27 protein-coding genes are annotated in these 20,839 nt (G+C 70.2%); 14 read left to right on the forward strand and 13 right to left on the reverse strand.

The window, feature by feature from the left end; genetic code table 11:
• The first annotated feature begins 17 nt into the window (after positions 1–17).
• Complete coding sequence (lspA, locus tag ACZ3HL_RS08325) at positions 18–536, forward strand: signal peptidase II (RefSeq protein ID WP_465529657.1); 519 nt, start codon at positions 18–20, stop codon at positions 534–536.
• Here lspA and ACZ3HL_RS08330 read toward each other — a convergent pair.
• On the reverse strand, positions 514–897 hold the full coding sequence (locus ACZ3HL_RS08330; RefSeq protein WP_465529659.1) for a VOC family protein: 384 nt from the start codon (positions 895–897) through the stop codon (positions 514–516). The genes lspA and ACZ3HL_RS08330 overlap by 23 nt on opposite strands.
• A gap of 82 nt (positions 898–979) precedes the next feature.
• Between ACZ3HL_RS08330 and ACZ3HL_RS08335 the strand changes: the two genes are divergently transcribed.
• Positions 980–1,774 (forward strand): DeoR/GlpR family DNA-binding transcription regulator, encoded by a 795-nt coding sequence (locus ACZ3HL_RS08335; RefSeq protein WP_465529661.1) that lies wholly within the window; start codon positions 980–982, stop codon positions 1,772–1,774.
• Between the two features lie 82 nt (positions 1,775–1,856).
• Positions 1,857–3,257: a S1C family serine protease gene (locus ACZ3HL_RS08340; protein WP_465529663.1), complete on the forward strand. Its 1,401-nt coding sequence runs from the start codon at positions 1,857–1,859 to the stop codon at positions 3,255–3,257.
• 141 nt (positions 3,258–3,398) lie between these two features.
• On the opposite strand, the gene ACZ3HL_RS08345 is transcribed toward ACZ3HL_RS08340, so the two are convergent.
• From ACZ3HL_RS08345 to ACZ3HL_RS08365, 5 genes are read right to left on the reverse strand one after another with little or no spacing between them, the layout of a single operon-like run.
• The gene (locus ACZ3HL_RS08345; protein WP_465529665.1) at positions 3,399–3,821 is read right to left on the reverse strand and encodes a hypothetical protein; all 423 of its coding nucleotides are present in this window, start codon (positions 3,819–3,821) and stop codon (positions 3,399–3,401) included.
• Positions 3,818–4,885, reverse strand: a complete 1,068-nt coding sequence (locus ACZ3HL_RS08350; protein WP_465529667.1) for a molybdopterin-dependent oxidoreductase — start codon at positions 4,883–4,885, stop codon at positions 3,818–3,820. The genes ACZ3HL_RS08345 and ACZ3HL_RS08350 overlap by 4 nt, the downstream gene beginning before the upstream one ends.
• Entirely contained in the window at positions 4,882–5,490 is a 609-nt protein-coding gene (locus ACZ3HL_RS08355; protein WP_465529669.1) for a methyltransferase domain-containing protein, read from the reverse strand. Before ACZ3HL_RS08355 ends, ACZ3HL_RS08350 begins: the two co-directional genes overlap by 4 nt.
• Positions 5,487–6,131 (reverse strand): TIGR04282 family arsenosugar biosynthesis glycosyltransferase, encoded by a 645-nt coding sequence (locus ACZ3HL_RS08360; RefSeq protein WP_465529671.1) that lies wholly within the window; start codon positions 6,129–6,131, stop codon positions 5,487–5,489. The genes ACZ3HL_RS08355 and ACZ3HL_RS08360 overlap by 4 nt, the downstream gene beginning before the upstream one ends.
• Positions 6,128–6,784 carry a glycosyltransferase family 2 protein gene (locus ACZ3HL_RS08365; protein WP_465529673.1) on the reverse strand — a complete coding sequence of 219 codons (657 nt, stop codon included), beginning with the start codon at positions 6,782–6,784 and terminating at the stop codon, positions 6,128–6,130. The genes ACZ3HL_RS08360 and ACZ3HL_RS08365 overlap by 4 nt, the downstream gene beginning before the upstream one ends.
• Positions 6,785–6,915: 131 nt before the next feature.
• Between ACZ3HL_RS08365 and ACZ3HL_RS08370 the strand changes: the two genes are divergently transcribed.
• The 4 genes from ACZ3HL_RS08370 to ACZ3HL_RS08385 are packed head-to-tail and all read left to right on the forward strand — an operon-like array spanning position 6,916 to position 11,244.
• A complete protein-coding gene (locus tag ACZ3HL_RS08370; RefSeq protein WP_465529675.1) occupies positions 6,916–8,268 on the forward strand; it encodes a hypothetical protein in 1,353 nt (450 codons plus the stop codon).
• Positions 8,269–8,278: 10 nt separating this feature from the next.
• On the forward strand, positions 8,279–8,977 hold the full coding sequence (locus ACZ3HL_RS08375; RefSeq protein ID WP_465410961.1) for a response regulator transcription factor: 699 nt from the start codon (positions 8,279–8,281) through the stop codon (positions 8,975–8,977).
• Positions 8,974–10,023 carry a sensor histidine kinase gene (locus ACZ3HL_RS08380; protein ID WP_465529677.1) on the forward strand — a complete coding sequence of 350 codons (1,050 nt, stop codon included), beginning with the start codon at positions 8,974–8,976 and terminating at the stop codon, positions 10,021–10,023. The genes ACZ3HL_RS08375 and ACZ3HL_RS08380 overlap by 4 nt, the downstream gene beginning before the upstream one ends.
• Positions 10,024–10,077: 54 nt before the next feature.
• Positions 10,078–11,244, forward strand: coding sequence for a serine hydrolase domain-containing protein (locus ACZ3HL_RS08385; RefSeq protein WP_465529679.1), 1,167 nt, complete (start codon positions 10,078–10,080; stop codon positions 11,242–11,244).
• A 1-nt stretch (position 11,245) separates the two neighbouring features.
• Here the strand turns inward: ACZ3HL_RS08385 and ACZ3HL_RS08390 are convergent, their stop codons facing one another.
• Positions 11,246–12,049: an MBL fold metallo-hydrolase gene (locus ACZ3HL_RS08390; protein ID WP_465529681.1), complete on the reverse strand. Its 804-nt coding sequence runs from the start codon at positions 12,047–12,049 to the stop codon at positions 11,246–11,248.
• Between the two features lie 71 nt (positions 12,050–12,120).
• Complete coding sequence (locus ACZ3HL_RS08395) at positions 12,121–13,182, reverse strand: NAD-dependent epimerase/dehydratase family protein (RefSeq protein WP_465529683.1); 1,062 nt, start codon at positions 13,180–13,182, stop codon at positions 12,121–12,123.
• Positions 13,183–13,305: 123 nt separating this feature from the next.
• On the opposite strand from ACZ3HL_RS08395, the gene ACZ3HL_RS08400 reads away from it, so the two are divergent.
• Entirely contained in the window at positions 13,306–13,806 is a 501-nt protein-coding gene (locus ACZ3HL_RS08400) for a MogA/MoaB family molybdenum cofactor biosynthesis protein (protein ID WP_005155592.1), read from the forward strand.
• A 12-nt stretch (positions 13,807–13,818) separates the two neighbouring features.
• Here ACZ3HL_RS08400 and ACZ3HL_RS08405 read toward each other — a convergent pair whose 3' ends face one another.
• Entirely contained in the window at positions 13,819–14,097 is a 279-nt protein-coding gene (locus tag ACZ3HL_RS08405) for an Rv0909 family putative TA system antitoxin (RefSeq protein WP_465410966.1), read from the reverse strand.
• 55 nt (positions 14,098–14,152) lie between these two features.
• Here ACZ3HL_RS08405 and ACZ3HL_RS08410 point away from each other — a divergent pair, with 55 nt between their 5' ends.
• Entirely contained in the window at positions 14,153–14,326 is a 174-nt protein-coding gene (locus ACZ3HL_RS08410; protein ID WP_465410967.1) for a hypothetical protein, read from the forward strand.
• Positions 14,327–14,332: 6 nt separating this feature from the next.
• On the opposite strand, the gene mscL is transcribed toward ACZ3HL_RS08410, so the two are convergent.
• The 3 genes from mscL to ACZ3HL_RS08425 form a co-directional block, all read right to left on the reverse strand.
• On the reverse strand, positions 14,333–14,737 hold the full coding sequence (gene mscL, locus ACZ3HL_RS08415; protein ID WP_465410968.1) for a large-conductance mechanosensitive channel protein MscL: 405 nt from the start codon (positions 14,735–14,737) through the stop codon (positions 14,333–14,335).
• Positions 14,738–14,830: 93 nt separating this feature from the next.
• Positions 14,831–15,472, reverse strand: a complete 642-nt coding sequence (locus tag ACZ3HL_RS08420) for an SAF domain-containing protein (protein WP_465410969.1) — start codon at positions 15,470–15,472, stop codon at positions 14,831–14,833.
• A gap of 116 nt (positions 15,473–15,588) precedes the next feature.
• The gene (locus ACZ3HL_RS08425) at positions 15,589–15,900 is read right to left on the reverse strand and encodes an FmdB family zinc ribbon protein (protein WP_465410970.1); all 312 of its coding nucleotides are present in this window, start codon (positions 15,898–15,900) and stop codon (positions 15,589–15,591) included.
• Between the two features lie 145 nt (positions 15,901–16,045).
• On the opposite strand from ACZ3HL_RS08425, the gene ACZ3HL_RS08430 reads away from it, so the two are divergent.
• From ACZ3HL_RS08430 to ACZ3HL_RS08450, 5 genes are all read left to right on the forward strand, one after another.
• Positions 16,046–17,278 carry a sensor histidine kinase gene (locus ACZ3HL_RS08430; protein WP_465529685.1) on the forward strand — a complete coding sequence of 411 codons (1,233 nt, stop codon included), beginning with the start codon at positions 16,046–16,048 and terminating at the stop codon, positions 17,276–17,278.
• Positions 17,275–17,919: a response regulator gene (locus tag ACZ3HL_RS08435; protein WP_465410972.1), complete on the forward strand. Its 645-nt coding sequence runs from the start codon at positions 17,275–17,277 to the stop codon at positions 17,917–17,919. Before ACZ3HL_RS08430 ends, ACZ3HL_RS08435 begins: the two co-directional genes overlap by 4 nt.
• 80 nt (positions 17,920–17,999) lie before the next feature.
• The gene (locus ACZ3HL_RS08440; protein ID WP_465410973.1) at positions 18,000–18,452 is read left to right on the forward strand and encodes a DUF6463 family protein; all 453 of its coding nucleotides are present in this window, start codon (positions 18,000–18,002) and stop codon (positions 18,450–18,452) included.
• Complete coding sequence (locus tag ACZ3HL_RS08445; protein WP_465529687.1) at positions 18,449–19,816, forward strand: pyridoxal phosphate-dependent decarboxylase family protein; 1,368 nt, start codon at positions 18,449–18,451, stop codon at positions 19,814–19,816. Before ACZ3HL_RS08440 ends, ACZ3HL_RS08445 begins: the two co-directional genes overlap by 4 nt.
• A gap of 25 nt (positions 19,817–19,841) precedes the next feature.
• Positions 19,842–20,249: a VOC family protein gene (locus tag ACZ3HL_RS08450; RefSeq protein WP_465410975.1), complete on the forward strand. Its 408-nt coding sequence runs from the start codon at positions 19,842–19,844 to the stop codon at positions 20,247–20,249.
• Positions 20,250–20,252: 3 nt separating this feature from the next.
• On the opposite strand, the gene ACZ3HL_RS08455 is transcribed toward ACZ3HL_RS08450, so the two are convergent.
• A complete protein-coding gene (locus ACZ3HL_RS08455; RefSeq protein WP_465410976.1) occupies positions 20,253–20,810 on the reverse strand; it encodes a helix-turn-helix domain-containing protein in 558 nt (185 codons plus the stop codon).
• Positions 20,811–20,839: the final 29 nt, after the last annotated feature.

Genomic DNA, 20,839 nt, shown 5'->3' on the forward strand with positions numbered 1-20,839 from the left:
GATTACTCTGACGGGTGATGAGCACCGAGAACGCGCCTGAGCCGCCGCCCCGCCGTCTGCTGTGGACACTGCTGGTGGCCGCGGTGCTGCTGGCCGCCGACCAGCTGACCAAATGGTGGGCCGTCGACGCCCTCACCGGCCGGGCACCGATCCCGGTGATCGGCGACTTCATCCGGTTCCGGCTGCTCTACAACCCGGGCGCGGCGTTCTCCCTGGGCGCGAACTCCACCTGGATCTTCGCGATCCTGGCCGCGGCCGCGGTGGTCGCGCTGCTGTGGATCTCCCGCAAGGTCCGTTCGGCGGGCTGGGCGATCTCGCTCGGGCTGCTGCTCGGCGGCGCGACGACGCATCTGGGCGACCGGCTGTTCCGCGAGCCCGGCTTCGCGCGCGGCCACGTCGTCGACTTCATCGACTACAACGGCTGGTTCGTCGGCAACGTCGCCGACATCGCGCTGTTCTTCGGCGCTGTCACGCTTTTCGTGCTGAGCTTCCGCGGCGTTCCGATCGAGGGTGTCAAAGAGACGACGAAGGAGTAACGAGACAGAACTCGTTCCCTTCAGGATCCGCCAGCACGACCAGCCCGTCTTCGGGACGCGCGAGTACGCGCGCGCCCAAGGCGACGAGCCGCTCGACGCTGTCTCCGGTCAGGTCCAGGTGCACCCGGTTCTTGACGACCTTCGATTCCGGTACCAGGTTGAAGAAGAGCCGCGGTCCCGACGCCGCTTCGACCAGCACCGATGGATCGTCTTCGGGGCCCGAAAAACCCAGTGAACGAAGGCGATCAAGCTCTTCTTCGTCATAGGGTGCGACTTCGTAGCCGTCGAGCGCGGCCGCCCAGAAACGGGCGAGCGAAGCCGGATGCCGGCAGTCGAAGACGACGTCGCGGAGCCAGGCCATGGCCCTCATGGTGGCAGTCCGCACGGCTCGTCGCGCCATGTTTGATCGCGTAGGATTTTGTGTAGTTGATCCAGGAGGCTTTGTGCTCGCGCGGCAGCGACAGGCGATGATCCTCGAAGAGGCGCGCCGGACCGGGGCGGTCCGGGTGAGCGACCTCGTGGCGAGGCTCGGCGTTTCCGATATGACGGTGCGCCGCGACCTCGACGTGCTCGCCGGCCGTGGACTGGTCGAGAAGGTCTACGGCGGCGCCACCTCCGTCGTCGGCAAGAGCACCGACGAGCCCGGATTCGAGGCCAAGTCCGTGCGTCAGCGCGCGCAGAAGGAAGCCATCGCCGCGCTCGCCGCCGGGCTGGTCCGGCCGGGCACCGCGATCGGCATCTCCGCGGGCACCACCACGTGGACGCTGGCCAGGGCGCTCGACGGGATTCCCGGCCTGACGATCGTCACGAACTCCATCCAGGTCGCCGACGTGCTGCGCGGCGCGAACCAGCCGGATCGCACGGTGGTGCTCACCGGCGGCGTCCGCACCCCGTCGGACGCGCTGGTCGGGCCGGTCGCGGTGCAGAGCCTGCGGTCGCTGCACCTGGACGCCGTCTTCCTCGGCGTGCACGGGATGGCCGACGGGCCGGGGTTCACCACACCGAACCTCACCGAATCCGAGACCGACCGCGCGCTGGTCGAAGCGGGCCGCAAGCTGGTCGTGCTGGCCGATCACACCAAATGGGGCATCGTCGGCATCTCCACGATCGCCGGGCTCGAAGAGGCCGACGTCGTCGTCTCGGACGACGGTTTGCCCGACCAGGCAAGGGAAACGCTCACCGAGCAGGCGGGTGAGCTGATGATCGCCGAAACGGCGGAGGCGGCTGAAGAAGCGTGAAGCCCGCTGACGGGGCCATACTCATGTGCGATGCACAGCTTTGGCTCAGGAACTTCTCAGGACCATCCCGCAAGGTGAAGACATGACCGAGAACGACCCCAGCGGCCAGGACGCCGAGAAGGCGCGGCTCGCCGGCGCTCAGCCGGAGGCGGAGCAGAGCGCGAGCTGGGCTCAGCCCGCGCCGCAGCAGCCTGACGCGACCGGCCTCGGCGGCCATGCCACTCCGCACACCGGAGCGCAGCAGGCCTACCCCCAGGAACAGCAGCAGTACAACCCGTGGTCCCCGCAGGCGCAGACTCAGCACGCGCCCACCCAGGGCCACCAGATCCCGGGTCAGCAGACGCCGTTCACCCAGCCGGGTCCGTCGGTGTACGCGGTCCCGCAGCAGCGGCAGGCGCAGAAGTCCACGTCGGGCAGGCTGCTCGCCGGTGTCGCGGCGATCGCGCTGGTCGTCGGCGGTGTCGCGGGCGGCACGGTCGGCTATCTGACCGGTGACGCGTCCGGCGGCTCGGCGGTGAACGCGCTCGACGCGCCGAAGCCCGCGCAGCAGACGGGCAACCTGCCCGCCGGTTCGGTCGAATCCGTGGCACAGAAGCTGTCGCCGAGCGTGGTCGAGCTGCAGGTGTCCGGCCGGTCGGGTGCGGGCGAGGGTTCCGGCTTCGTGCTCAGCACCGACGGCTACGTGCTGACCAACAACCACGTCGTCGAGGTCGCCGCCGGCGGCGGGCAGATCCAGGCGGTGTTCCAGGACGGCAAGAAGGGCACGGCGACCGTCGTCGGCCGCGACCCCACGACGGATATCGCCGTGGTGAAGGTCAGCGGCGTCAGCGGCCTGACCCCGGTGGAGCTCGGCCGCTCCGACGATCTGCGCGTCGGGCAGCCGGTGGTCGCCATCGGCTCGCCGTTCGAGCTGACGGGCACGGTCACGTCGGGCATCGTCAGCGCGCTGAACCGGCCGGTGAGCGCCGGCGGCAACGGCGACCAGACCACGGTGATGTCGGCGGTGCAGACCGACGCGGCGATCAACCCCGGCAACTCCGGCGGCCCGCTCGCGAACATGGCAGGCCAGGTCATCGGCATCAACTCGGCGATCTACAGCCCGAAGTCCGCGCAGGGCCAGGGCGGCGAGAGCGGCGGCAACGTCGGCATCGGCTTCGCGATCCCGATCGACCAGGCACGCCGCACGGCCGACGACATCATCAACACCGGCCAGGCGACACAGACCTTCATCGGCGCGCGGGTGCAGACGGCGCCGACCGGTGGGGCGCAGCTCGGTGAGATCTCGCCGGGCAGCCCCGCGGAGAAGGCGGGCCTCAAATCCGGTGACGTCGTGACGAAGCTGGACGACCGGCCGATCCCCAACGCGGACGCGCTCGTCGCCGAAATCCGCACCAGGGCGCCGAACGACAAGGTGAAGTTCACGCTCAGCGGGGACAAGGTCATCGAAGTGACCCTCGGCGGGCAGCCCGTCACGCCGAACTAGAACGCTCGGCCGCCGTGTGCGGCCGAGACCAGCTCCGGCTCGAACCCCCAGCGGGCCGGAACCGAAGAGGCCACGCGCGACCGGCTGCCAATCCCGGTCGCGCGTGGCCCCTTTTTGGTCTCGTGAGTGGTAAGGACGGTTCTAACCGTCCTTACCACTCACGAGACGTTTCCAGAAAACGGCCACGAGCACGCCGAGCCAGACGACCGCCAGGCTGACGAACAGGCCGGTGACGGTGTCGGCGTCGTGCAGGCCCGGGTTCCGCGCGCCACCGAAGGGCCGCCACAGCAACGGGATCGCGAGCAGCGTCAACACCCCGCTGAGCACCGCGCCCGTCTTGACCGGCGCTTTCCACCGTTCCGGGAGGAACCTGCTCAGCGCGAACCCCGCGACGCCGACCAGGGGTGCGATGAGCAGATCGTGCGCCAGAGGACCGCCGGCGAGCCAGCCGAGCGTCTTGAAGACGTCCGGGCGCAAGGGGAAGGCGTACTCGGAGAACAGCACCGCGCCCCACGCGAGCGCGGCGAGTCCGGGCAGGAAAAGCAGCAGCCGTAACGTCTTCACAGCGTCTCCAAGCGGGTGACCCATTTCGTCTGCAGGACGCCCGGCCGGTTCGGGGCGATGATCCGGCACGGGAAGCCGTGGTCGGCGTCGAGCACTTCACCGTTGAGTTCCAGCGCCAGCAGGGTGAGGTCGTCCGCGGTGTGCTCGCCGGGGAGGTCGCTGATCCCGTAGAGCCCGGCCTTCTCCAGCGAGAACACGCGGACCGGAGTGCCCGGTGTGCTTCCGGCGTGCCGCAACAACTCCGGCAGGGAGACCCCGCTCCAGCGCGCGGACTCGCTCCATCCTTCGACGCACGCGATCGGCAGCTCGGCCGAAGTTCTCGAGAGGGCACGGAGTTCTTCCAGCGAATAGGTCTTCGTGCCGTTCGGGGTCACCACCGAAAGCCGCCAGCCGGGGTCGTTCGCCGCGTCCAGGACGCCCGCCGCCGCGGCGGTCCGGTTCACCGGCAGGCCTTGCGGCCCCTTGCCGCTGCGCCACGACAAGCCGGAAACGTTGCGCAGCAATGGAACCGTCGCTCCGGCGGTCGCCACGACGGCGACACCCGCGGCAAGCCAGGTCGTGCGGAGGAAGGCGCGCCGCGAGGGTTCGGGCTTCGTCGTGAGTGAGCTTCGGACGATGGGGAGCTTCACCGCGATGTGCACCAGGATCGAACCGATCGCCACCCACGCGACCGCGTAGTGCAGCTGCGGGAAGTAGAACGTCCACGGATAGTTCTGCGCGACGTTGAACAGGCCGGTGGCGAGCTCGAAGAAGGCGGCCGCGGAAAGCACCAGGATGGACAGCCGTTCCAGCGCGTGCGGCAGCGAACGGATCACCGGGCGCTCGAACAGCTTCGGGTAGACGCTCCAGAGTTTGGCCAGCAGCAAGGGAATCGACGCGATACCCGAGATCACGTGCGTCCCCTGCGTGACCCGGTACAGCCAGACCGGACGGCTCGGCCAGCCGAACCACGACGGCGGATGCTGGATGAGATGGCTGATCAGTCCGGTGACGAAGCACAGGGTGAACGTGACGGCGAGCGCGAGCCCGATCCAGGACGTCACCCGCTCCGAAGGTGTGTTCATGCTTTCTCCAGGCAGGCGAACCAGCGGTGGCCGTGGCTGGTGGACCACGCGACGCGGAACGCGGTGCGGGCGGCGAGATCCGCGATCGCTTCGACGCCGACCCACGCCCAGGTGAACCAGGCGCCGTTGTCGGGACGCAGCCGGACCCGGTCCTGGCGGAGGCCGCGGCCCGGTGGGTCGAGTTCGACGAGTACCGTCCCGCCGTCGGTGATCAGCTCCGCCATCCGCGCGAGGAGCCGGTGCGGGTCGCCGCCGATGCCGATGTTCCCGTCGGCGAGGAGGACATGCCGCCAACGCCCTTCGCCGGGGAGCCGGTCGAACACGTCCCGGTGCAGCGCGGCGGCGCCACGGGCGTGGGTGAGCCGCACGGCGGTGGCCGAGATGTCGACGCCGAGCGAGGCGACACCGCGTTCGGTAAGCGCGGCGGTGAGCCTGCCGGGCCCGCAGCCGACGTCGATGGTCGGGCCGTCGCAGGCGTCGAGGAGGACGTCGTCGCCTTCGCAGGGAATGGCCGTCCAGCGGTCGACCGGCAGGTCGACGCGTTCGCCGGTCGCCAGTTCCAGCCAGCAGCGGTGGCCGAGGAGGCCGCGGTCGAAGGCGGTCACCGGACTTCGGCCACCGCTCGGGCGAACCGGCCGTGCGGAGCCGCCGCCGCGACCAGGCGGGCGTCCGTGATGGTGTCCACATCGGACAGTGTGGGCAGAATGCCGGGCCGGAGGCCGATGCCGGTCAGCGCACGGAGGGTTTGCCGTCCGGTGTCGTCGCGTGACATCGGTACTCCGGCGAGTGCCTTGGCGTGTAACGGATCCTTGAGACCCAGCGCCCACCAGCCACCGTCCTCCGCGAGCCCGAGGGCCGAATCCTCTGGCCGGTTCGCGGCGCCGGCCAGCAGCGCCGGGGTGACCTGCGGGGTGTCCATCCCGATCTGCAGCACCGATTCTCCGGGGCGGGGTGCGTCGGCGTGGGCGTTGACCAGCCGCATGTCGAAACCTTCACCGCGTTGGGGGATCACTTCCGTTTTTCGGAGTACCGCGGCGATTTCCGTGGCGCGGACGGCCCTGTCGAGTTCGCCGGTCATGGCGACGACCACGCGTGCGTCCGGGGTCAGGAGGGCGGCTTCGAGGGTGTCGAGCAGTGAGGCGGCCGCGATCTCGGCGGCCTGCTCCGGCGTCGCGGGCGGGCACAGCCGCGTCTTCGCGAAACCGGGCACGGGGGCCTTGGCGACGATCAACAGGCAGAAGGTCATCGGCTCAGCACCCGCCCGAAATCCCGCGCGGCGCGGAGCGTTCCCCGCAACGAGCCGGAAACCTTCGACCTGGTGCCCTTGGCGCGTTCGCCGTAGGACACCTCGAACTCGGTGACCCGCCAGCCCGCACGCCTCGCTTTGATCAGCAGTTCGAGCGGGTAACCGAAGGCGCGATCGGTGACGTCGAGATCCAGCAGCGCCTGTCGCCGGACGGCCCGCAGCGGCGCGATGTCGCGGACCGGCAATCCCTTGTACCGCAAGAGCGACGAGATCACGGCGTTCCCGGCTCTCGCGTGCCATGGCCAGACACCGGGGCCGGCCGGCACTCGCCGCCCGACCGCCAGCTCGGCGCCGGCGAGGCCGCCGACCAGCATCGGCAGTTCGGCGAGGTCGAGGGAACCGTCGGCGTCGGCGAAACAGACGACGTCCGTCGTGGCCGCCTCCAGCCCCGTGTGCACGGCGGCGCCGTAGCCGCGCCGGGGTTCATGGACGACCTTCGCCCCGAGCCCCGCCGCGATTTCGGCGGAACCGTCCGTGGAACCGTTGTCGACCACGATCGCCCGATAGCGCTCGGGCAGCGCCGCCAGTACCCCGGGGAGGGCACCGGCCTCGTCGAGACAGGGGAGCACGACGTCAACCTGGTCATCGTTCACGCAACGCACGTTAAGTCCGGGGTGGACGGACCAAAACCCTTGCGCTGCTTACCGAATTCTGACGTCGGGCAAGTTCTTACCGAGTTCTGACAGACCGCGCCGTCAGGCCGCCGGGCAGCGGAAACGCGGTTATGGTGCCGGTGATGTCCACTGTCACCGCCCCTTCCCGTACCGGCCGCCGGGCCGATCTGATCGCCGTGGGGCTGGCGATGCTCGTGGTCGCCGCCGCGATCGCGGTCGGCCTCCACTACAACCGTCCCGGTTCCGGCGTGGTGATCTACGCCTTCGCGCCGCCGCTGTTCGGGTTGTGGCTGCCGCATGTGGGGCCGGGTTCGGTGGCCGCGGTCGTGCTCGCGCTCGTGGTCGTCACCAAAGGTCCCTTGCTCGCCGCCCGGCTGCGCTGGCGCCCGCTGCTCGCGCTCGGCTACGTGACCGCGCTGGCGTGGACGTTCTCGCTGGCGATGATCGACGGCTGGGCGCGCGGTTTTACCGGCAGGCTCACCACGGAACACGAGTACCTGCACGAGGTCCCGGGGATCACCGACATCCCGAAGATGCTGGCCGGGTTCTCCTCGCGCATCCTGGATTTCCAGCCGGATTCGTGGACGACGCACGTCTCCGGGCATCCGCCGGGCGCGACGCTGGTCTTCGTCTGGCTCGACCGGCTCGGTCTGCAGGGCGGCGCGTGGGCTTCGACGGTCGTCGTGCTGGTCGGCTGCCTCGCGGTGGTCGCGGTGCCGGTGACGCTCTCCGCGCTGGGCAGGCAGGACGCCGCGAGGACGGTCCTGCCCTTCGCCGTCCTGACCCCAGGGGCGATCTGGATCGGCGTCTCCGCCGACGGTCTCTTCGCAGGGGTCACGGCGACCGGGATCGCGCTGCTGGCGCTCGCCACGCGACGGCGGATCCTCGCGCTCCCCGGCGGTCTGCTGCTCGGGTTCGGTCTCTTCCTCTCCTACGGTCTCGTGCTGCTCGGCGTGATCGTGCTGGCCGTCGTCGTGCTGACCCGCGAGTGGCGGATCCTGCTCCTCGCCACGGCGGGCGTGGCCGTGGTCGTCGTGGCGTTCGCACTGGCCGGGTTCTGGTGGCTCGACGGGTATCACCTGGTGGTCGAGCGCTACTACCAGGGGATCGCGACGCTGCGCCCGTACTCCTATTGGGTGTGGGCGGATATCGCGGCGGTCCTGATCGCGCTCGGCCCGGCCGTGATCGCCGGGACGCGGCGGGCGGGCGCGGAGTTCCTCGCCGAGCCGAAACGGTCGTTCCGCGAGCCGGTCACGCTGATCGTGCCGGCCGCGGTCCTGACGATCGCCTTCGCCGACCTGTCCGGCCTGTCGAAGGCGGAGGTCGAACGCATCTGGTTACCGTTCGAGGTGTGGCTGCTGCCCGCGGTGGCGCTGCTGCCGTCGAAGGGGCGGCGGTGGTGGCTCGCCGCGTCGGCGGCCACGGCGCTGGTGGTGAACCATCTGGTGCTGACGAGCTGGTGAGGTGGGCTGCATGACAGAGCAAGGACGGGTGCTGGTCGTCGACGACGACGAGACCGTGCGGGACGTCGTCCGGCGGTACCTGGAGGTCGCGGGCTTCGAAGTCGACGTCGCCGGGGACGGCACCGAAGGGTTGCGGCTGTTCTCCGCGACCGGGCCGGATCTCGTGGTCCTCGACGTCATGATGCCCGGGCTCAACGGATTGGAGGTCTGCCGTCGCCTGCGCCAGGTGAGCCAGGTGCCGGTCGTGATGCTGACCGCGCTCGGCGAGGAGGAGAACCGGATCGCCGGGCTCCAGCTCGGGGCCGACGACTACGTCACGAAACCGTTCAGCCCCAAGGAACTCGCGTTGCGCGTGGCATCGGTGCTGCGGCGGGCGCGGATGCCGCGGCCCGAACCGGCGGCGCGCGTGATCACCGACGGCGATCTCGCGTTGCAGATGTCGGCGCGGCAGGCGGCCCTCGGTGGCGTGGAACTTCCCCTGACGAGCCGGGAATTCGATCTGCTCGCGTTCTTCCTCACCCATCCCGGAACGGCGTTCTCCCGCGCCGATCTGCTGGAGAAGGTCTGGGGCTGGGACTTCGGCGACCAGTCCACCGTGACCGTCCACGTGAGACGGTTGCGCGAGAAGATCGAGAAGAACCCCGCGAAACCCGTCCGCGTCGCCACCGTGTGGGGCGTCGGCTACCGGTACGACCCGGTGCGGCGATGATCGGCTCCGGTGAGTCGTTCGGCGAGATGCTGGCGCACGCCTGGCACATCCTGCCGTTCGCGCTGATGTTCGCGTTGCCGGTGGTGCTGCTCGGCGGGCTGGCCCTGTACCTGCTCCGGCACGGTTCGCTGGCCAGCACGATGACGATCCTCGTGCTGATCCCGGTGTTCGCGACGCTGATCGCGGTGCTCGGGATCAGCGGGTTCATGTTCACCCCCGCGCTGACCACGATGACACTGGTCTGTGTGCTGGTCGCGCTGGTGACCGTGCCGGCGGCGCTCGTGCTCGGCCGTGCGATCGCGCGCCGCAGCGTGTGGGAACGGGAGGCGCGGGAACGGGAGCGCGCGGCCGAGGCGTCGCGGCGCGAACTGGTCGCGTGGATCAGCCACGACCTGCGCAGCCCGCTGGCCGGGATCCAGGCGATGGCCGAGGCCGTCGCGGACGGCGTCGTCGCCGACCCGATCGAGGTCACCGGCTACGCGCGGCGGATCAGCGGGGAGACCACCCGGCTGTCCGGCATGGTCGGCGACCTGTTCGAACTGTCGCGGATCACCGCGGGCGCACTCCAGCTGACCATGGCCGCGGTGCCGCTGCGCGACGTCGTGAGCGACGCCGTCGCCGCGCAAGCGCCGCTCGCCGAGCAGAAACGCGTGCGGATGATCGAGTACGCGAACGTGTGGCCGGTCGTCTCCGGCAGCGACCCGGAACTGGCGCGGATCGTGCGCAACCTGGTGTCCAACGCCGTGCGGCACACGCCGCCGGACGGGACGGTCGCGGTCCAGATCGGCATCGAGGGCGGCGAGGCGCTGCTCGCGGTCTCCGACGGCTGCGGCGGGATCCCCGACGACGAGATCGGGCGGGTCTTCGACGTCGCGTTCCGCGGGACGAGGGCGCGGACGCCCGAACGAGGTGGGCTGGCGAGCGGCGGCGGGCTCGGTCTCGCGATCGCGAAAGGCCTCGTCGAAGCCCATCGCGGCCGCATCGGCGTTCGCAACGACGGCCCCGGCTGCCGGTTCGAGGTGCGGCTTCCGCTCGCCATGCGCTGACCATGTCAGCGGCGTGTCACCGCGGTGTCAGCGCGGGCCGCGATCGTTGCCGCCATGACGACTTCAGCGAAGCGATTCTTCCGGCGGGCCGGGATGACCGCGGTGGCGGCCGCACTGCTGGCCGGGGTCACGCCCGGCGTGGCCGCCGCGGACAAGGGACGGGACCGGCCGGATCTGCGGACGATGGCCGAGGAGATCGTCGCCTCCGGTTTCGCCGGAGCGCAACTGCGGGTGCACGACGCGCGGGGCGACTGGACCGGCAGCGCCGGGGTGCGCGAGCTGGGCTCGGCCGCCAAGCCGCCGGTGAACGGGCGGTTCCGGATCGGCAGCAACACCAAGACCTTCGTGTCCACCGTCGTCCTGCAGCTGGTGGGGGAGGGCAAGGTTGGCCTGGACGCGCCGGTGGCCGGGTACCTGCCCGAGTTCGGCCTCGACCGGCGGATCACGGTGCGGATGCTGCTGCAGCACACCAGCGGCCTGTTCGACTACACCGGCGCGATGCTGCCCGACGGCACGATCGTGCCGGGAATCCCCTTGACCGGTAAGGAGTTCCTGGACAACCGGTTCCACACCTACCGGCCGGAGGAACTGGTGCGGTTCGGCTTGTCCAAGCCGCCGCTGTTCGCGCCGGGCACGGACTGGACCTACACGAACATCAACTACGTCCTCGCCGGGCTGGTGATCGAGAAGGTCGCCGGCCGCCCCTACGGCGACGAGATCCAGCGGCGGATCCTGCGGCCGCTCGGACTGCGGGACACCGTGGTTCCCGGCACCTGGCCTGGCATCCCCGGGCCGCATGCCCACGGTTACTACCGCTACGAGGAGAAGCCCGGACAGTGGAAGACGGTCGACATCACGACCCAGAACCCGTCGTGGGCGTCCAGCGCCGGTGAGATGATCTCGACCACGAAGGACCTCCACACGTTCTTCTCCGCGCTGCTGGGCGGAAAACTCTTGCCCGCCCCGCTGCTCGACGAGATGCGCAAGCCGCACCCGAAGGGCGGCTACGGCCTGGGCGTGTACGTCCAGGAGGCGAGCTGCGGCACGGTCCTCAAGGGCATGGGCGGCTTCCACGGCTACGGGACGGTGATGGCCGGCACGCCCGACGGCAGCAGGACCTTCGAACTGTCCATGACCTACGGCGACTCGGACGCCGATCTGGGACAGGCCTACTACAAGGCGGATCAGCTGCTCACCGACAAGGTGCTCTGCGGCAAGTAGGTCAGAGCCGCAGGAACCCCATGTCCGGGAAGTGGGCCGGCGCGATGATCGCGCCGGTCTCTTCCGCTTCCGCGAGGAATCGCTGCCGGGTGCGGAGCGCGAGTTCCGGGTCGACGTCGCCGAGGAAGCCCACTCGCGTGTCCGTCAGCTGCGCGGGCGTGTGCAGGACGTCGCCGAGCAGCAGCAGGCGCTCGTCGTCCGCGGTGATGTCGAGGACGTAGTGGCCCGGCGTGTGACCGGGGGCGTGCCGCGCCACGATCCCGGGCGCGATCTCGACGACGTCGCCGCTGATCGCCTCGGTCAGTCCCGCGCCGCGGGCGGTCTCCATACCGACACGGCTCCATTCGCCCGTCCCGGCGGGCGCGATCAGGGCGTCCCAGTCGAGTTGGCCGAAGACGACCTGAGCGCCGGGGAAGGTCAGGTCGCCTTCGGGCGCGATCCAGCCGATGTGGTCGTTGTGCAGGTGGGTGAGGAAGACGGTGTCGATCTCGTCGATCGGGCAGCCCGCCTTGTCCAGCGCGGCCGCGAGGTCGCCGCCCGTGCCCATCGGCGGGGTGGGGTCGCCCTTGGCGGGCGTCATTCCCGGCGGGAAGGCGAATTCGCGCGGGCCGAGGCCGGTGTCGACCAGGATCGTGCGGCCGTCGCCGCGGATCAGGTACGCGCCGGTCGGGACGTGCACGGTGCCGTCCTCGTCGAAGATCTCCGGATGGGCCTCGGGGTCGAGACCCGGGAAGAACGCGAGCGGCAGCCTGATCAGACCGTCCCCGAGCGCTTCGATCTCGATGTCTCCGACGGTGATGCCCACCAAAACCCCCAAAAAAGTCGATTCCGTTGCCGTGAACGACAACCCAGCGGGGGCCGGGTCTGTTCCCGGTTTCAGAGACCGACTGGTTCCCGCAGCTCAGCGGTGGCGAACCCGGCGATCCCTTCGGCGAACCCGGTTCGCGCGGTGAAGCCGAGCAGCCGCCGGGCGCGAGCCGGGTCGGCGACGACGTGCCGGACGTCGGCGGGCCGGGCGCCTCCGGCGATCTTCGGTGACGGCCCGTCACACGCCTTCGCGAGTTCCTCGGCGAGTTCGCCGACAGAGTGGGGCTGCCCGGAACAGATGTTCAACGGGGTCAGGTCACCTTCGGGCCCGTCGGTGTGCAGCGCCAGGACGTTCGCCCTCGCCACGTCGTGGACGTGCACGAAGTCGCGCTGCTGTTTCCCGTCCTCCAGCACGATCGGCGCTTCGCCGCGTAGGAGCGAGGAACGGAACAGCGACGCGACGCCCGCATATGGGGTGTTCTGCGGCATCCGTGGCCCGTAAACGTTGTGGTAGCGCAGAGCCCAGACCGTTCCACCGGTTTGCCGGGCCCACGCCGCCGCCAGGTGTTCCTGCGCGAGCTTGGTGGCCGCGTAGGTGCTTCGCGGCTGCAGCGGCGCGTCTTCGGGGACCAGCCGCCAGTCGAGGTCTGCGCCGCAAGCCGCGCACGCGGGCTCGAAGCGTCCGGCATCCACATCGGACTGCTTCCGCGCCGACGGAGGCACGATCCCGTGGAGGGGGCATTCGTAGCGGCCTTCGCCGTAAACGACCATCGAAGAGGCGAGCACCAGCTTCCGTACCCCGGCCCGGTGCATCGCGGCGAGCAGGACGGCGGTCCCGTAGTCGTTGTTCAGCGCGTACGACGGCGCGTCGGACGGGTCGACGCCGTGCCCGACGACGGCCGCCTGATGGCAGACCGCGTCGACACCGTCCAGCAGCTCGGCGACCAGCTCCGGGTCGGTGACGTCGCCACGCAGGAACCGGTGGCGGCCGGTGTACGCCGGCGGGCGCGAGGAACCGTGCGCGGTGCTCAGGAGGTTGTCGAGGACCACGACCTCGTCACCTTGATCGGACAGCAGATCGGCGATGTGGGAGCCGATGAACCCGGCCCCGCCGGTTACCAGTGTTCGCACCGTTCCGACGCTAAGGGCGAACCCGGGCGGCGGCGCCGGATCGTGGGCTCACGTCAGGGAATCGTCACAAACTACGCGGCACCGCTCAAGCGAAGATCAGCCGAAACCGGATACGGTGTGACCATGGAACGGAGCGCACAACGGCTGGGCCGCGCACTGGTGGTCATCGTGGACGACCGGGTCGCCCACGGCGAACACGAGGACAACACGGGACCGCTGGTCACGGAGCTGCTCGAAGAGGCCGGGTTCATCGTCGACGGCGTCGTCGTGGTCGAGGCCGAGACGGCCGCGATCCGCAACGCGCTCAACACCGCGGTGATCGGCGGTGCCGATCTGGTGATCACCGTCGGCGGCACCGGGGTCTCGCCGCGCGACCGCACCCCCGACGCGACGGCCGGGGTGCTCGACCGCCCGATCCCGGGCATCGGCGAAGCTCTGCGCGCGTCCGGCCTGGCCGCCGGCGCGGTGGACGCGGGTATCTCCCGCGGGCTCGTCGGCGTGTCCGGCAGCACGCTGGTGGTCAACCTCGCGGGTTCGCGCGCGGCCGTGCGCGACGGCATGGCGACGCTCTCGTCGCTGGTGCCGTACGTGATCGACGAGCTGTCCGGGCTCGAAGAGGCCTAAGTCCTCAGGAGCCTAGTTCTTCGGGGCGGGTCCGGGTTCGGTCCCGGGCTCGCCCTTTTTGTCGTGGTGCAGCACTCCTTCCACTTTTTCGGTGACCTGGCCGATCTTGTCCTCGAACCGGCCGCCGGTGACCTTGTTCGCCCCGGCCGATGCCGCCGAGACACCTTTGGCCGCCACGTCGCCCGCCTTCTCGGCCAGCGGCCCGGCCTTCTCGCGGACTTCGCCCGCGACCTCTTCCGCTTTGTGGACGGCCTGCGCGGCCAGCCCCTTCGCTTTGTCGACGATGCTCATGCGCTGATGGTCCCACCGGCGGGCGGCCCCCGCGACCGGTGCGAAAATGGGTGTCATGCCAGGTGACGACGAGGACAAGCGCCCTTCCGCCGCGGAGAAACGGCGGGTCGACGAGATCTTCGGGGACGTCCTGCCGGACACGACCTCCGACGAGCGAGAGCCGGGGCAGCGCACCCCGGACTCCGACTCGTGGTTCCTGGAGAACCGGCCGCCTCATCACGACCGGTGATCCGGGTCAGTTCGCGCGGTTCTGCTGCGCGCGCAGCAGGTCGCGGATCTCGGTGAGCAGCTCGACGTCGGTCGGCTCCGAGGGGCCCGCCTCTTCACCACGCTTGCGCCGCTCCTGAAGGTGCTTGACCGGCAGCACGATCACGAAGTAGACGACGGCGGCCACGATCACGAAGTTGATCGCCGCGTTGATCACGCCGCCGAAGTCCATGAACGTCGAGTCGTTCGCGCTGAGGATGTTGAACCCCAGCCCCTTGGCGGCGTCCGAACCGCCGATGGCGTTGATCAGCGGTTTGATCAGGCCGTTCGTGAAGGCCGTGACGATCGCTGTGAACGCGGCGCCGATGACCACCGCGACCGCGAGGTCGACGACGTTCCCGCGCATCAGGAAGTCCTTGAAGCCCTTGATCAAGACGCTCTCCTCTTTCACCTGGGACGGTTCGCCGACCGTCCCTTCTCCATACCGGGGGGACGCAGGCGCCCGCCGCCGCAGGGCAGGCGCGAGCTAGCGGAGGGTAACCGTTATGGACCGTTCCAGCGAGGTGGCCGCGACTCGTGTCGCGATCGCGGAAGGCAGGGAAAGCAGCACCAAAGGTCCCTTGCTCCCGGCGCGGGGCGACGTCGGATCGCGGGTGCCGTGCTCGCCCACCGCCGCCACGACGGCCTCGCTGGCCAGCACGGACGCCTCGCGCCCGGCTTCGGCGGCCGCGACGACGTCGACCCGGCGGCCCGGCCTGAGCAACTCCGCGACACCCGCGTCGGCGAGCCTCACCGGGACAGTCGACCTCTCGGGATCACCCGATCCGGGGATGCCCGCGTCCAGCAAGCGGACGTCCGTCAGCGGTTCCCCCGCCCGAGCCGCACCGACGAGCATCCGTCCCTCCACAGCGGAAGGCAGGCCGGTGGCGCCCTGTGGACGGACATCGTCCGGGAGGTCGGCGAGTTCGACGTCCTCGGCGCGCAGCAGCGAGCCTGCCGGGAGGTCGCGGGCGGTGACCACGGTCGCGGTGCCGGGAGTGCCGCGTGCGGACGCGGGCAGGAACAGTGCGACCAGGCCGCCGATCAGCAGGGACAGGGCGAGCCAGCGGCGGAGCAGCCGGGCCGGCCTGCCCTGGAGTCTTCGCGGGACGGGCAGGTGATGGAGCATGGGATTCCCCCTCGTCGATCGGTGATGATCTCGACGTTAGGGGCGGGTGCGCTGCCCTGGAAAGAACGAAAACCCCCGGCTGTGGATAACCGGGGGTATGTGGACAACTCGGGACGTCAGGAAGCGGCGGCGGCCGTTTTCGTCGTACCCGTGGAGGAGGATGCCGCGCTCTTGGTCTCCGGCTTCGACTCGGTCTTCGACTCCGATTTGGTCTCGGACTTGGCCGGAGCCGAGGTGGTGCTGGCCTTCGAGTCACGCGAGTCGGTGCGGTAGAAACCGCTGCCCTTGAAGACCACGCCGACCGAGCTGAAGACCTTGCGAAGCGGGCCCGAGCACTGCGGGCACACGGTCAAGCTCGCGTCGGAGAACGACTGCACGGCCTCGAAAGCGTGGTCGCATTCCTTGCAGGCGTACTGGTAGGTGGGCACTGCTGCTCCTTCGTGCATTGGCACTCAGCCGACAAGAGTGCTAACGCCCTACGGTACCGGGGCATTCCGACGCAGGTCAAACAAGGTTTCCCAAGGTCACATGACGACCTGGTCACGCCCGGCGACGATGTCTACGATCATGGCCGTGACGTGGACCGACCGCGTGGACCGGTGGACGCGGGCACACCCGGCCGGTTCGGACCTCCTGCTCGCCCTGGCCGTCGCCGCACTGCTGGGGCCGGGTTCGCTCAACATCCTCCTGGTCGCCGACTCTCCGGACTGGGCGCTGTGGGTGGCGGGTGTCTGCGGGATCGCGGTGCACTCCACCGTCGCGTTGCGGCGGATCGCCACCGGAGCCGCGTTCCTCACCGCCACGCTCGCGATGGCGGTGCTCGTCGCGCTGCCGAACACGGTGGTCCGGGCCGAGTCACTGGGGCTGGCGAGCGCGAGCGACAGCATGGAGATCCCGCTCTTCTTCCTCCCGACGTCGGCGGTCTACCTGGTGCTCCTGTACGCCGTCGCCGCACATCGGCCGCTGCGCGAGAGCCTGCTGGCTCTCGGGATCAGCGTGCTCGGAGCGGTGCTGTGCACGGCCCGGACGGCGACGGCCTACGGCGCGCTGCCCACGGGGTGGCTCACGCTGCTGCTGGCCGTGCTCGCCCTGGTCGCGGCGGTGGCGGGCACCTGGGCCGTCGGCCGTTTCCGGTTCGACCGGCGGCGGCGCCTCGCCGGCGAGGCCGCGGAAGCCGCCGAGCGTGCCGCGGCCGAAGAACGACAGCGCATCGCCCGCGACATGCACGACATCGTCGCCCATTCCCTGGCGGTCATCGTGCGTCAGGCCGAAGGCGGTTCCGCCATCGCTTCCAAGGCGCCGGACCGCGCGGCCCAGGCGCTTTCCGTCATCGCCGGGACCGCTCGCGAGGCGCTGGCCGACATGCGGGACACGCTGCGGGTGTTGTGGGACAGCGAGTCGCGGCCCTCGCTCGCCGGGATCCCGGCCTTGGTGGACCGCGTACGCGCGACGGGCGTCGATGTCCGCCTGGCCGAGCAGGGGCGGCCCGACGCGCTGACGGCGAGCGCGGCCATGGCGGCGTACCGGCTCGTCCAGGAGGCCTTGACCAACAGCGTCAAGCACGCGGGCCCGCGCACGGGTGTCACCGTCACGATCACGCACACCCCGTACGCGTCGGTGTTCGTCGTCGAGGACGACGGAGGCGGTGCCGGCGAGCGGCCGCCGCTCCCCGGCACCGGCGCCGGACTGGGCGGCGTCCGGGAACGCGTGCGCGCCGCGGGCGGTACCTTCGAGGCCGGTCCGGTCGACGGCGGTTTCAGGGTGCGCGCGGAGTTCCGCGTCGGCGAACAGGGAGCTTCGAGATGACGATCGACGTCGCGCTGGTCGACGACCAGGAACTGGTCCGGACCGGGCTGGCCATGGTCGTCGACGCGACCGAAGACATCCGGATCGTCCTCCAGGCCGCCGACGGGGTGGAGGCGGTCGCGAAGCTCGCCGAGACACCGGTCGACGTCGTGCTGATGGACGTCCAGATGCCGCGGATGGACGGGGTCGAGGCCACCGGACTGGTCGCCGCCCGTGAGAACGCGCCCAAGGTGATCCTGCTGACGACGTTCGATCTGGACGAATACGCCATCGCCGGCCTGCGGGCCGGGGCGAGCGGGTTCCTGCTCAAGGACGCGTCGGCCGGCGAAGTGCTGCACGCCATCCGCGCCGTCCACGCCGGCGATGCCGTGATCGCGCGCTCCACGACCCGCCGCATGCTGGACCAGCTCGCGGTCGCACGCGAGACTTCTCCGCTGCTGAAGCGGCTCACCGCGCGCGAACGCGACGTTTTGCTGGAGATCGCGCAGGGCTACTCCAACGCCGAGACCGCGCAGCGGCTCTTCCTCTCCGAAACCACGGTGAAAACGCACGTCGGTCATCTCCTCGCCAAACTCGGCGTCCGTGACCGGGTGCAGGCGGTGATCTTCGCGTACGAGAACGGGCTCGTGCGGCCGAGCTGAGGCGATCTCATTATTTCGGACGAGGGGCTGAGCACCTCAGGCCGAGGAATCCCGCCGCGACGGCGAGCAACCTGATGCGCATGCGGACAATCGACAGGCCTTACGAAGCGACCACCTCCCGCGTCCGGTGGCGCGACCCGGCCACCTGGGGCGGGATCCTCGCGCTGGGCGGTGGCCTCTTCCACACCGTCGTCGCCGGCTTCATGCGCCAGGAAGTCTGGGCGCGGATCTTCGACGAAGGATTCTTCAACACGGTCACGCTGGACCCCACGCCCGACCGGCTCCCCATGGCCGAGGCGTTTTGGCTCAGCCCGGGCAGTTTCGGGGTGCCGCTGCTCCTGCTCGGCGGGCTGGTGCTCCGGCACACCCGGCGCGGCGAACGCGTGCCCGGCTGGCTGGGCTCGGGCGTCGTCGCGTGGGGGGTCCTGCTCGGACTGCTGGGCGGTTTCGACGCCGGAACGATCGCCATCCTGCTCGTCGGTGCGCTTTTTCTGGCAGGAGCCCGGCGCGGCCGTGGAATCATGAACGAATGAGCGATTTGCGGGATCTGCTGGCCGATGTCGCCGCCCGGGTCACCCGTTACCGCGAAAGCGTCGCCGACGTCCCGGTCTTCCCCGACGACACGACGGGTGTCCGGGAGAAGCTCGGTGACCTCCCCGAGAAACCCGCCGCGCCCGCCGACGTGATCCGGCGGCTGGCTGACGCCGTCGAGCCGGCGCTGGTGGCGAACACCGGCCCGAGGTATTTCGGTTTCGTCACCGGTGGTGCGCTGGACGCCGCGACCGCGGCGGACATGCTCGCGACCGGCTGGGATCAGCCCGCCTTCAACAAGATCACCTCACCCGCCGCCGCGATCGTCGAGGAGGTGGCGGGCGAATGGCTCAAGGACGTCCTCGGCCTGCCGTCCGGCGCCTCGTTCGGTTTCGTGACCGGCGGGCAGGGCGCGAACACGGTCGGCCTCGCCGCCGCCCGGCATCACGTCCTCGCGCGGGCCGGGTGGGACGTCGAACGCCGCGGGCTGCACGGGGCGCCGCCGCTGCCGGTCGTCGCCAGCGAAGAGCGGCACGCGACGATCGACCGGTCTCTCCGCTTGCTCGGCCTGGGCACCGACGCCGTCCGGCCGGTCCGCGCGGACGACCAAGGCGCCATCGACATCGCGGATCTCGAACGGACGCTCGACGGGCCCGCAATCGTTTGCCTTCAGGCGGGGAACGTGAACACCGGTGCGTTCGACGATTTCGCCGCCGCGACGGAGATCGCCCACCGCCACGGAGCATGGGTGCACGTCGACGGTGCGTTCGGGCTCTGGGCGGCCGCCGCACCCTCGCTCGAACGGCTGACCGCGGGGCTGGAAAAGGCGGACTCCTGGGCGGTCGACGGGCACAAATGGCTCAACGTTCCCTACGACTGCGGGTACGCCTTCTGCGCCCATCCCGAGTCGCACCGGGCCGCGATGGCGCTCACCGCCGCGTACCTGACCGGCCAGGGAGAAGGCGGGGTGAGGGCGCCGAGCGACTTCGTGCCGGAATCCTCCCGCCGGGCGCGGGGGTTCGCGACGTGGGCGGCGCTCAGCGAACTCGGTCGCGAGGGGATCGCCGAGATGATCGAGCGATGCTGCGCGCTGGCCAGGAGGTTCGCCGAGAAACTCGACGCGTGCGAAGGCGTCACCGTCGTGAACGACGTGGTGCTGAACCAGGTGCTCGTCGGTTTCGGCGACGATACGGACCGGGTCGTCGAGGCCCTTCAACGTTCCGGCGAGTGCTGGATGGGCGCGACCACCTGGCACGGCATGCGCCTGATGCGCGTCTCCGTGTCCAACTGGAGCACGACCGAAGCGGACGTCGATCGCAGTGTCGAAGCCATCCGGAGAGCGATCAGGAATCGAGAAGCGTCGTGAACCGGTCTCACCTAGCGTGACCGTCATGGACATCGCCATTCACGGGAGCTTCCTCCCGCAGACCGACCCCGACGCCGCCCTGGCCTTCTACCGCGACCTCCTCGGCTTCGAGGTGCGCAACGACGTCGGCTACGACGGCATGCGCTGGATCACCGTCGGCCCGCCGGGGCAGCCGGTGTCGATCGTGCTGCACCCGCCGGCCGTCGACCCCGGCATCACCGACGACGAACGCCGCGTCATCGGCGAGATGATGGCCAAGGGCACCTACGCGGGCATCCTGTTCTCCTCCGACGATCTCGACGGTCTCTTCAAGCACCTGCAGGAGTCGGGCGCCGAGGTCATCCAGGAGCCCACCGATCAGCCGTACGGCCTGCGCGACGGCGCCGTCCGCGACCCGTCGGGGAACCTGATCCGTATCCAGCAGCGCGCCTGAGAGCTACCGGGTGCGGGCGCGGACGTGGACCCGTTCGCCCTGTTCGCCGAACAGACTGAGCACTTCGACGCGCCCGCGGCCGGTGGAGCCGAACCAATGCGGCGTCCGGCAGTCGAACTCGGCGGCCTCGCCCGCGCCGAGTACGACGTCCTGGTCGCCGAGCACGAGCCGGAGCCTGCCCCGCAGCACGTAAAGCCACTCGCGTCCGCCGTGTGTTCGCGGGTGGGGTTCGTCGTCGCTCGCCGGGATCGTCATCTTGTAGGCGCGGGGCCCGTCCTCGTGCCGGGTGAGCGGGATGAGTACCCGGCCGTCCGCGGGTGGTTCGAGAACTCTCGGTGACGAGACGATCTCGTCGACGCGCAGGCCCAGCGCGGCGATGACCGGCAGCAGCAATTCGAGGCTCGGTTTGCGCTGCCCGGATTCGAGGCGGGACAGGGTGCTGGTGGAGATGCCGGTGGCGCGGCTCAGTTCCACCAGCGTGGTGCCCTTCTTCTCCCGGGCGCGGCGCAGCCGGGGCGCGATCAGTTCGATCGCCGCGGTGACGGTGGGTTGGCTCTCCATGCCGCCAGCACAGCAGGTCGTCCCGGTTC

Source organism: Amycolatopsis sp. NPDC000009 (assembly GCF_055563465.1).

Coding starts and splice junctions, on each gene's coding strand:
- lspA (WP_465529657.1), top strand. CDS start 18: ATGAGCACCGAGAACGCGCCTGAGCCGCCGCCCCGCCGTCTGCTGTGG.
- ACZ3HL_RS08330 (WP_465529659.1), bottom strand. CDS start 897: ATGGCCTGGCTCCGCGACGTCGTCTTCGACTGCCGGCATCCGGCTTCG.
- ACZ3HL_RS08340 (WP_465529663.1), top strand. CDS start 1,857: ATGACCGAGAACGACCCCAGCGGCCAGGACGCCGAGAAGGCGCGGCTC.
- ACZ3HL_RS08350 (WP_465529667.1), bottom strand. CDS start 4,885: ATGAACACACCTTCGGAGCGGGTGACGTCCTGGATCGGGCTCGCGCTC.
- ACZ3HL_RS08360 (WP_465529671.1), bottom strand. CDS start 6,131: ATGACCTTCTGCCTGTTGATCGTCGCCAAGGCCCCCGTGCCCGGTTTC.
- ACZ3HL_RS08370 (WP_465529675.1), top strand. CDS start 6,916: ATGGTGCCGGTGATGTCCACTGTCACCGCCCCTTCCCGTACCGGCCGC.
- ACZ3HL_RS08375 (WP_465410961.1), top strand. CDS start 8,279: ATGACAGAGCAAGGACGGGTGCTGGTCGTCGACGACGACGAGACCGTG.
- ACZ3HL_RS08380 (WP_465529677.1), top strand. CDS start 8,974: ATGATCGGCTCCGGTGAGTCGTTCGGCGAGATGCTGGCGCACGCCTGG.
- ACZ3HL_RS08385 (WP_465529679.1), top strand. CDS start 10,078: ATGACGACTTCAGCGAAGCGATTCTTCCGGCGGGCCGGGATGACCGCG.
- ACZ3HL_RS08400 (WP_005155592.1), top strand. CDS start 13,306: ATGGAACGGAGCGCACAACGGCTGGGCCGCGCACTGGTGGTCATCGTG.
- ACZ3HL_RS08405 (WP_465410966.1), bottom strand. CDS start 14,097: ATGAGCATCGTCGACAAAGCGAAGGGGCTGGCCGCGCAGGCCGTCCAC.
- ACZ3HL_RS08410 (WP_465410967.1), top strand. CDS start 14,153: ATGCCAGGTGACGACGAGGACAAGCGCCCTTCCGCCGCGGAGAAACGG.
- ACZ3HL_RS08420 (WP_465410969.1), bottom strand. CDS start 15,472: ATGCTCCATCACCTGCCCGTCCCGCGAAGACTCCAGGGCAGGCCGGCC.
- ACZ3HL_RS08435 (WP_465410972.1), top strand. CDS start 17,275: ATGACGATCGACGTCGCGCTGGTCGACGACCAGGAACTGGTCCGGACC.
- ACZ3HL_RS08440 (WP_465410973.1), top strand. CDS start 18,000: ATGCGGACAATCGACAGGCCTTACGAAGCGACCACCTCCCGCGTCCGG.
- ACZ3HL_RS08445 (WP_465529687.1), top strand. CDS start 18,449: ATGAGCGATTTGCGGGATCTGCTGGCCGATGTCGCCGCCCGGGTCACC.
- ACZ3HL_RS08450 (WP_465410975.1), top strand. CDS start 19,842: ATGGACATCGCCATTCACGGGAGCTTCCTCCCGCAGACCGACCCCGAC.
- ACZ3HL_RS08455 (WP_465410976.1), bottom strand. CDS start 20,810: ATGGAGAGCCAACCCACCGTCACCGCGGCGATCGAACTGATCGCGCCC.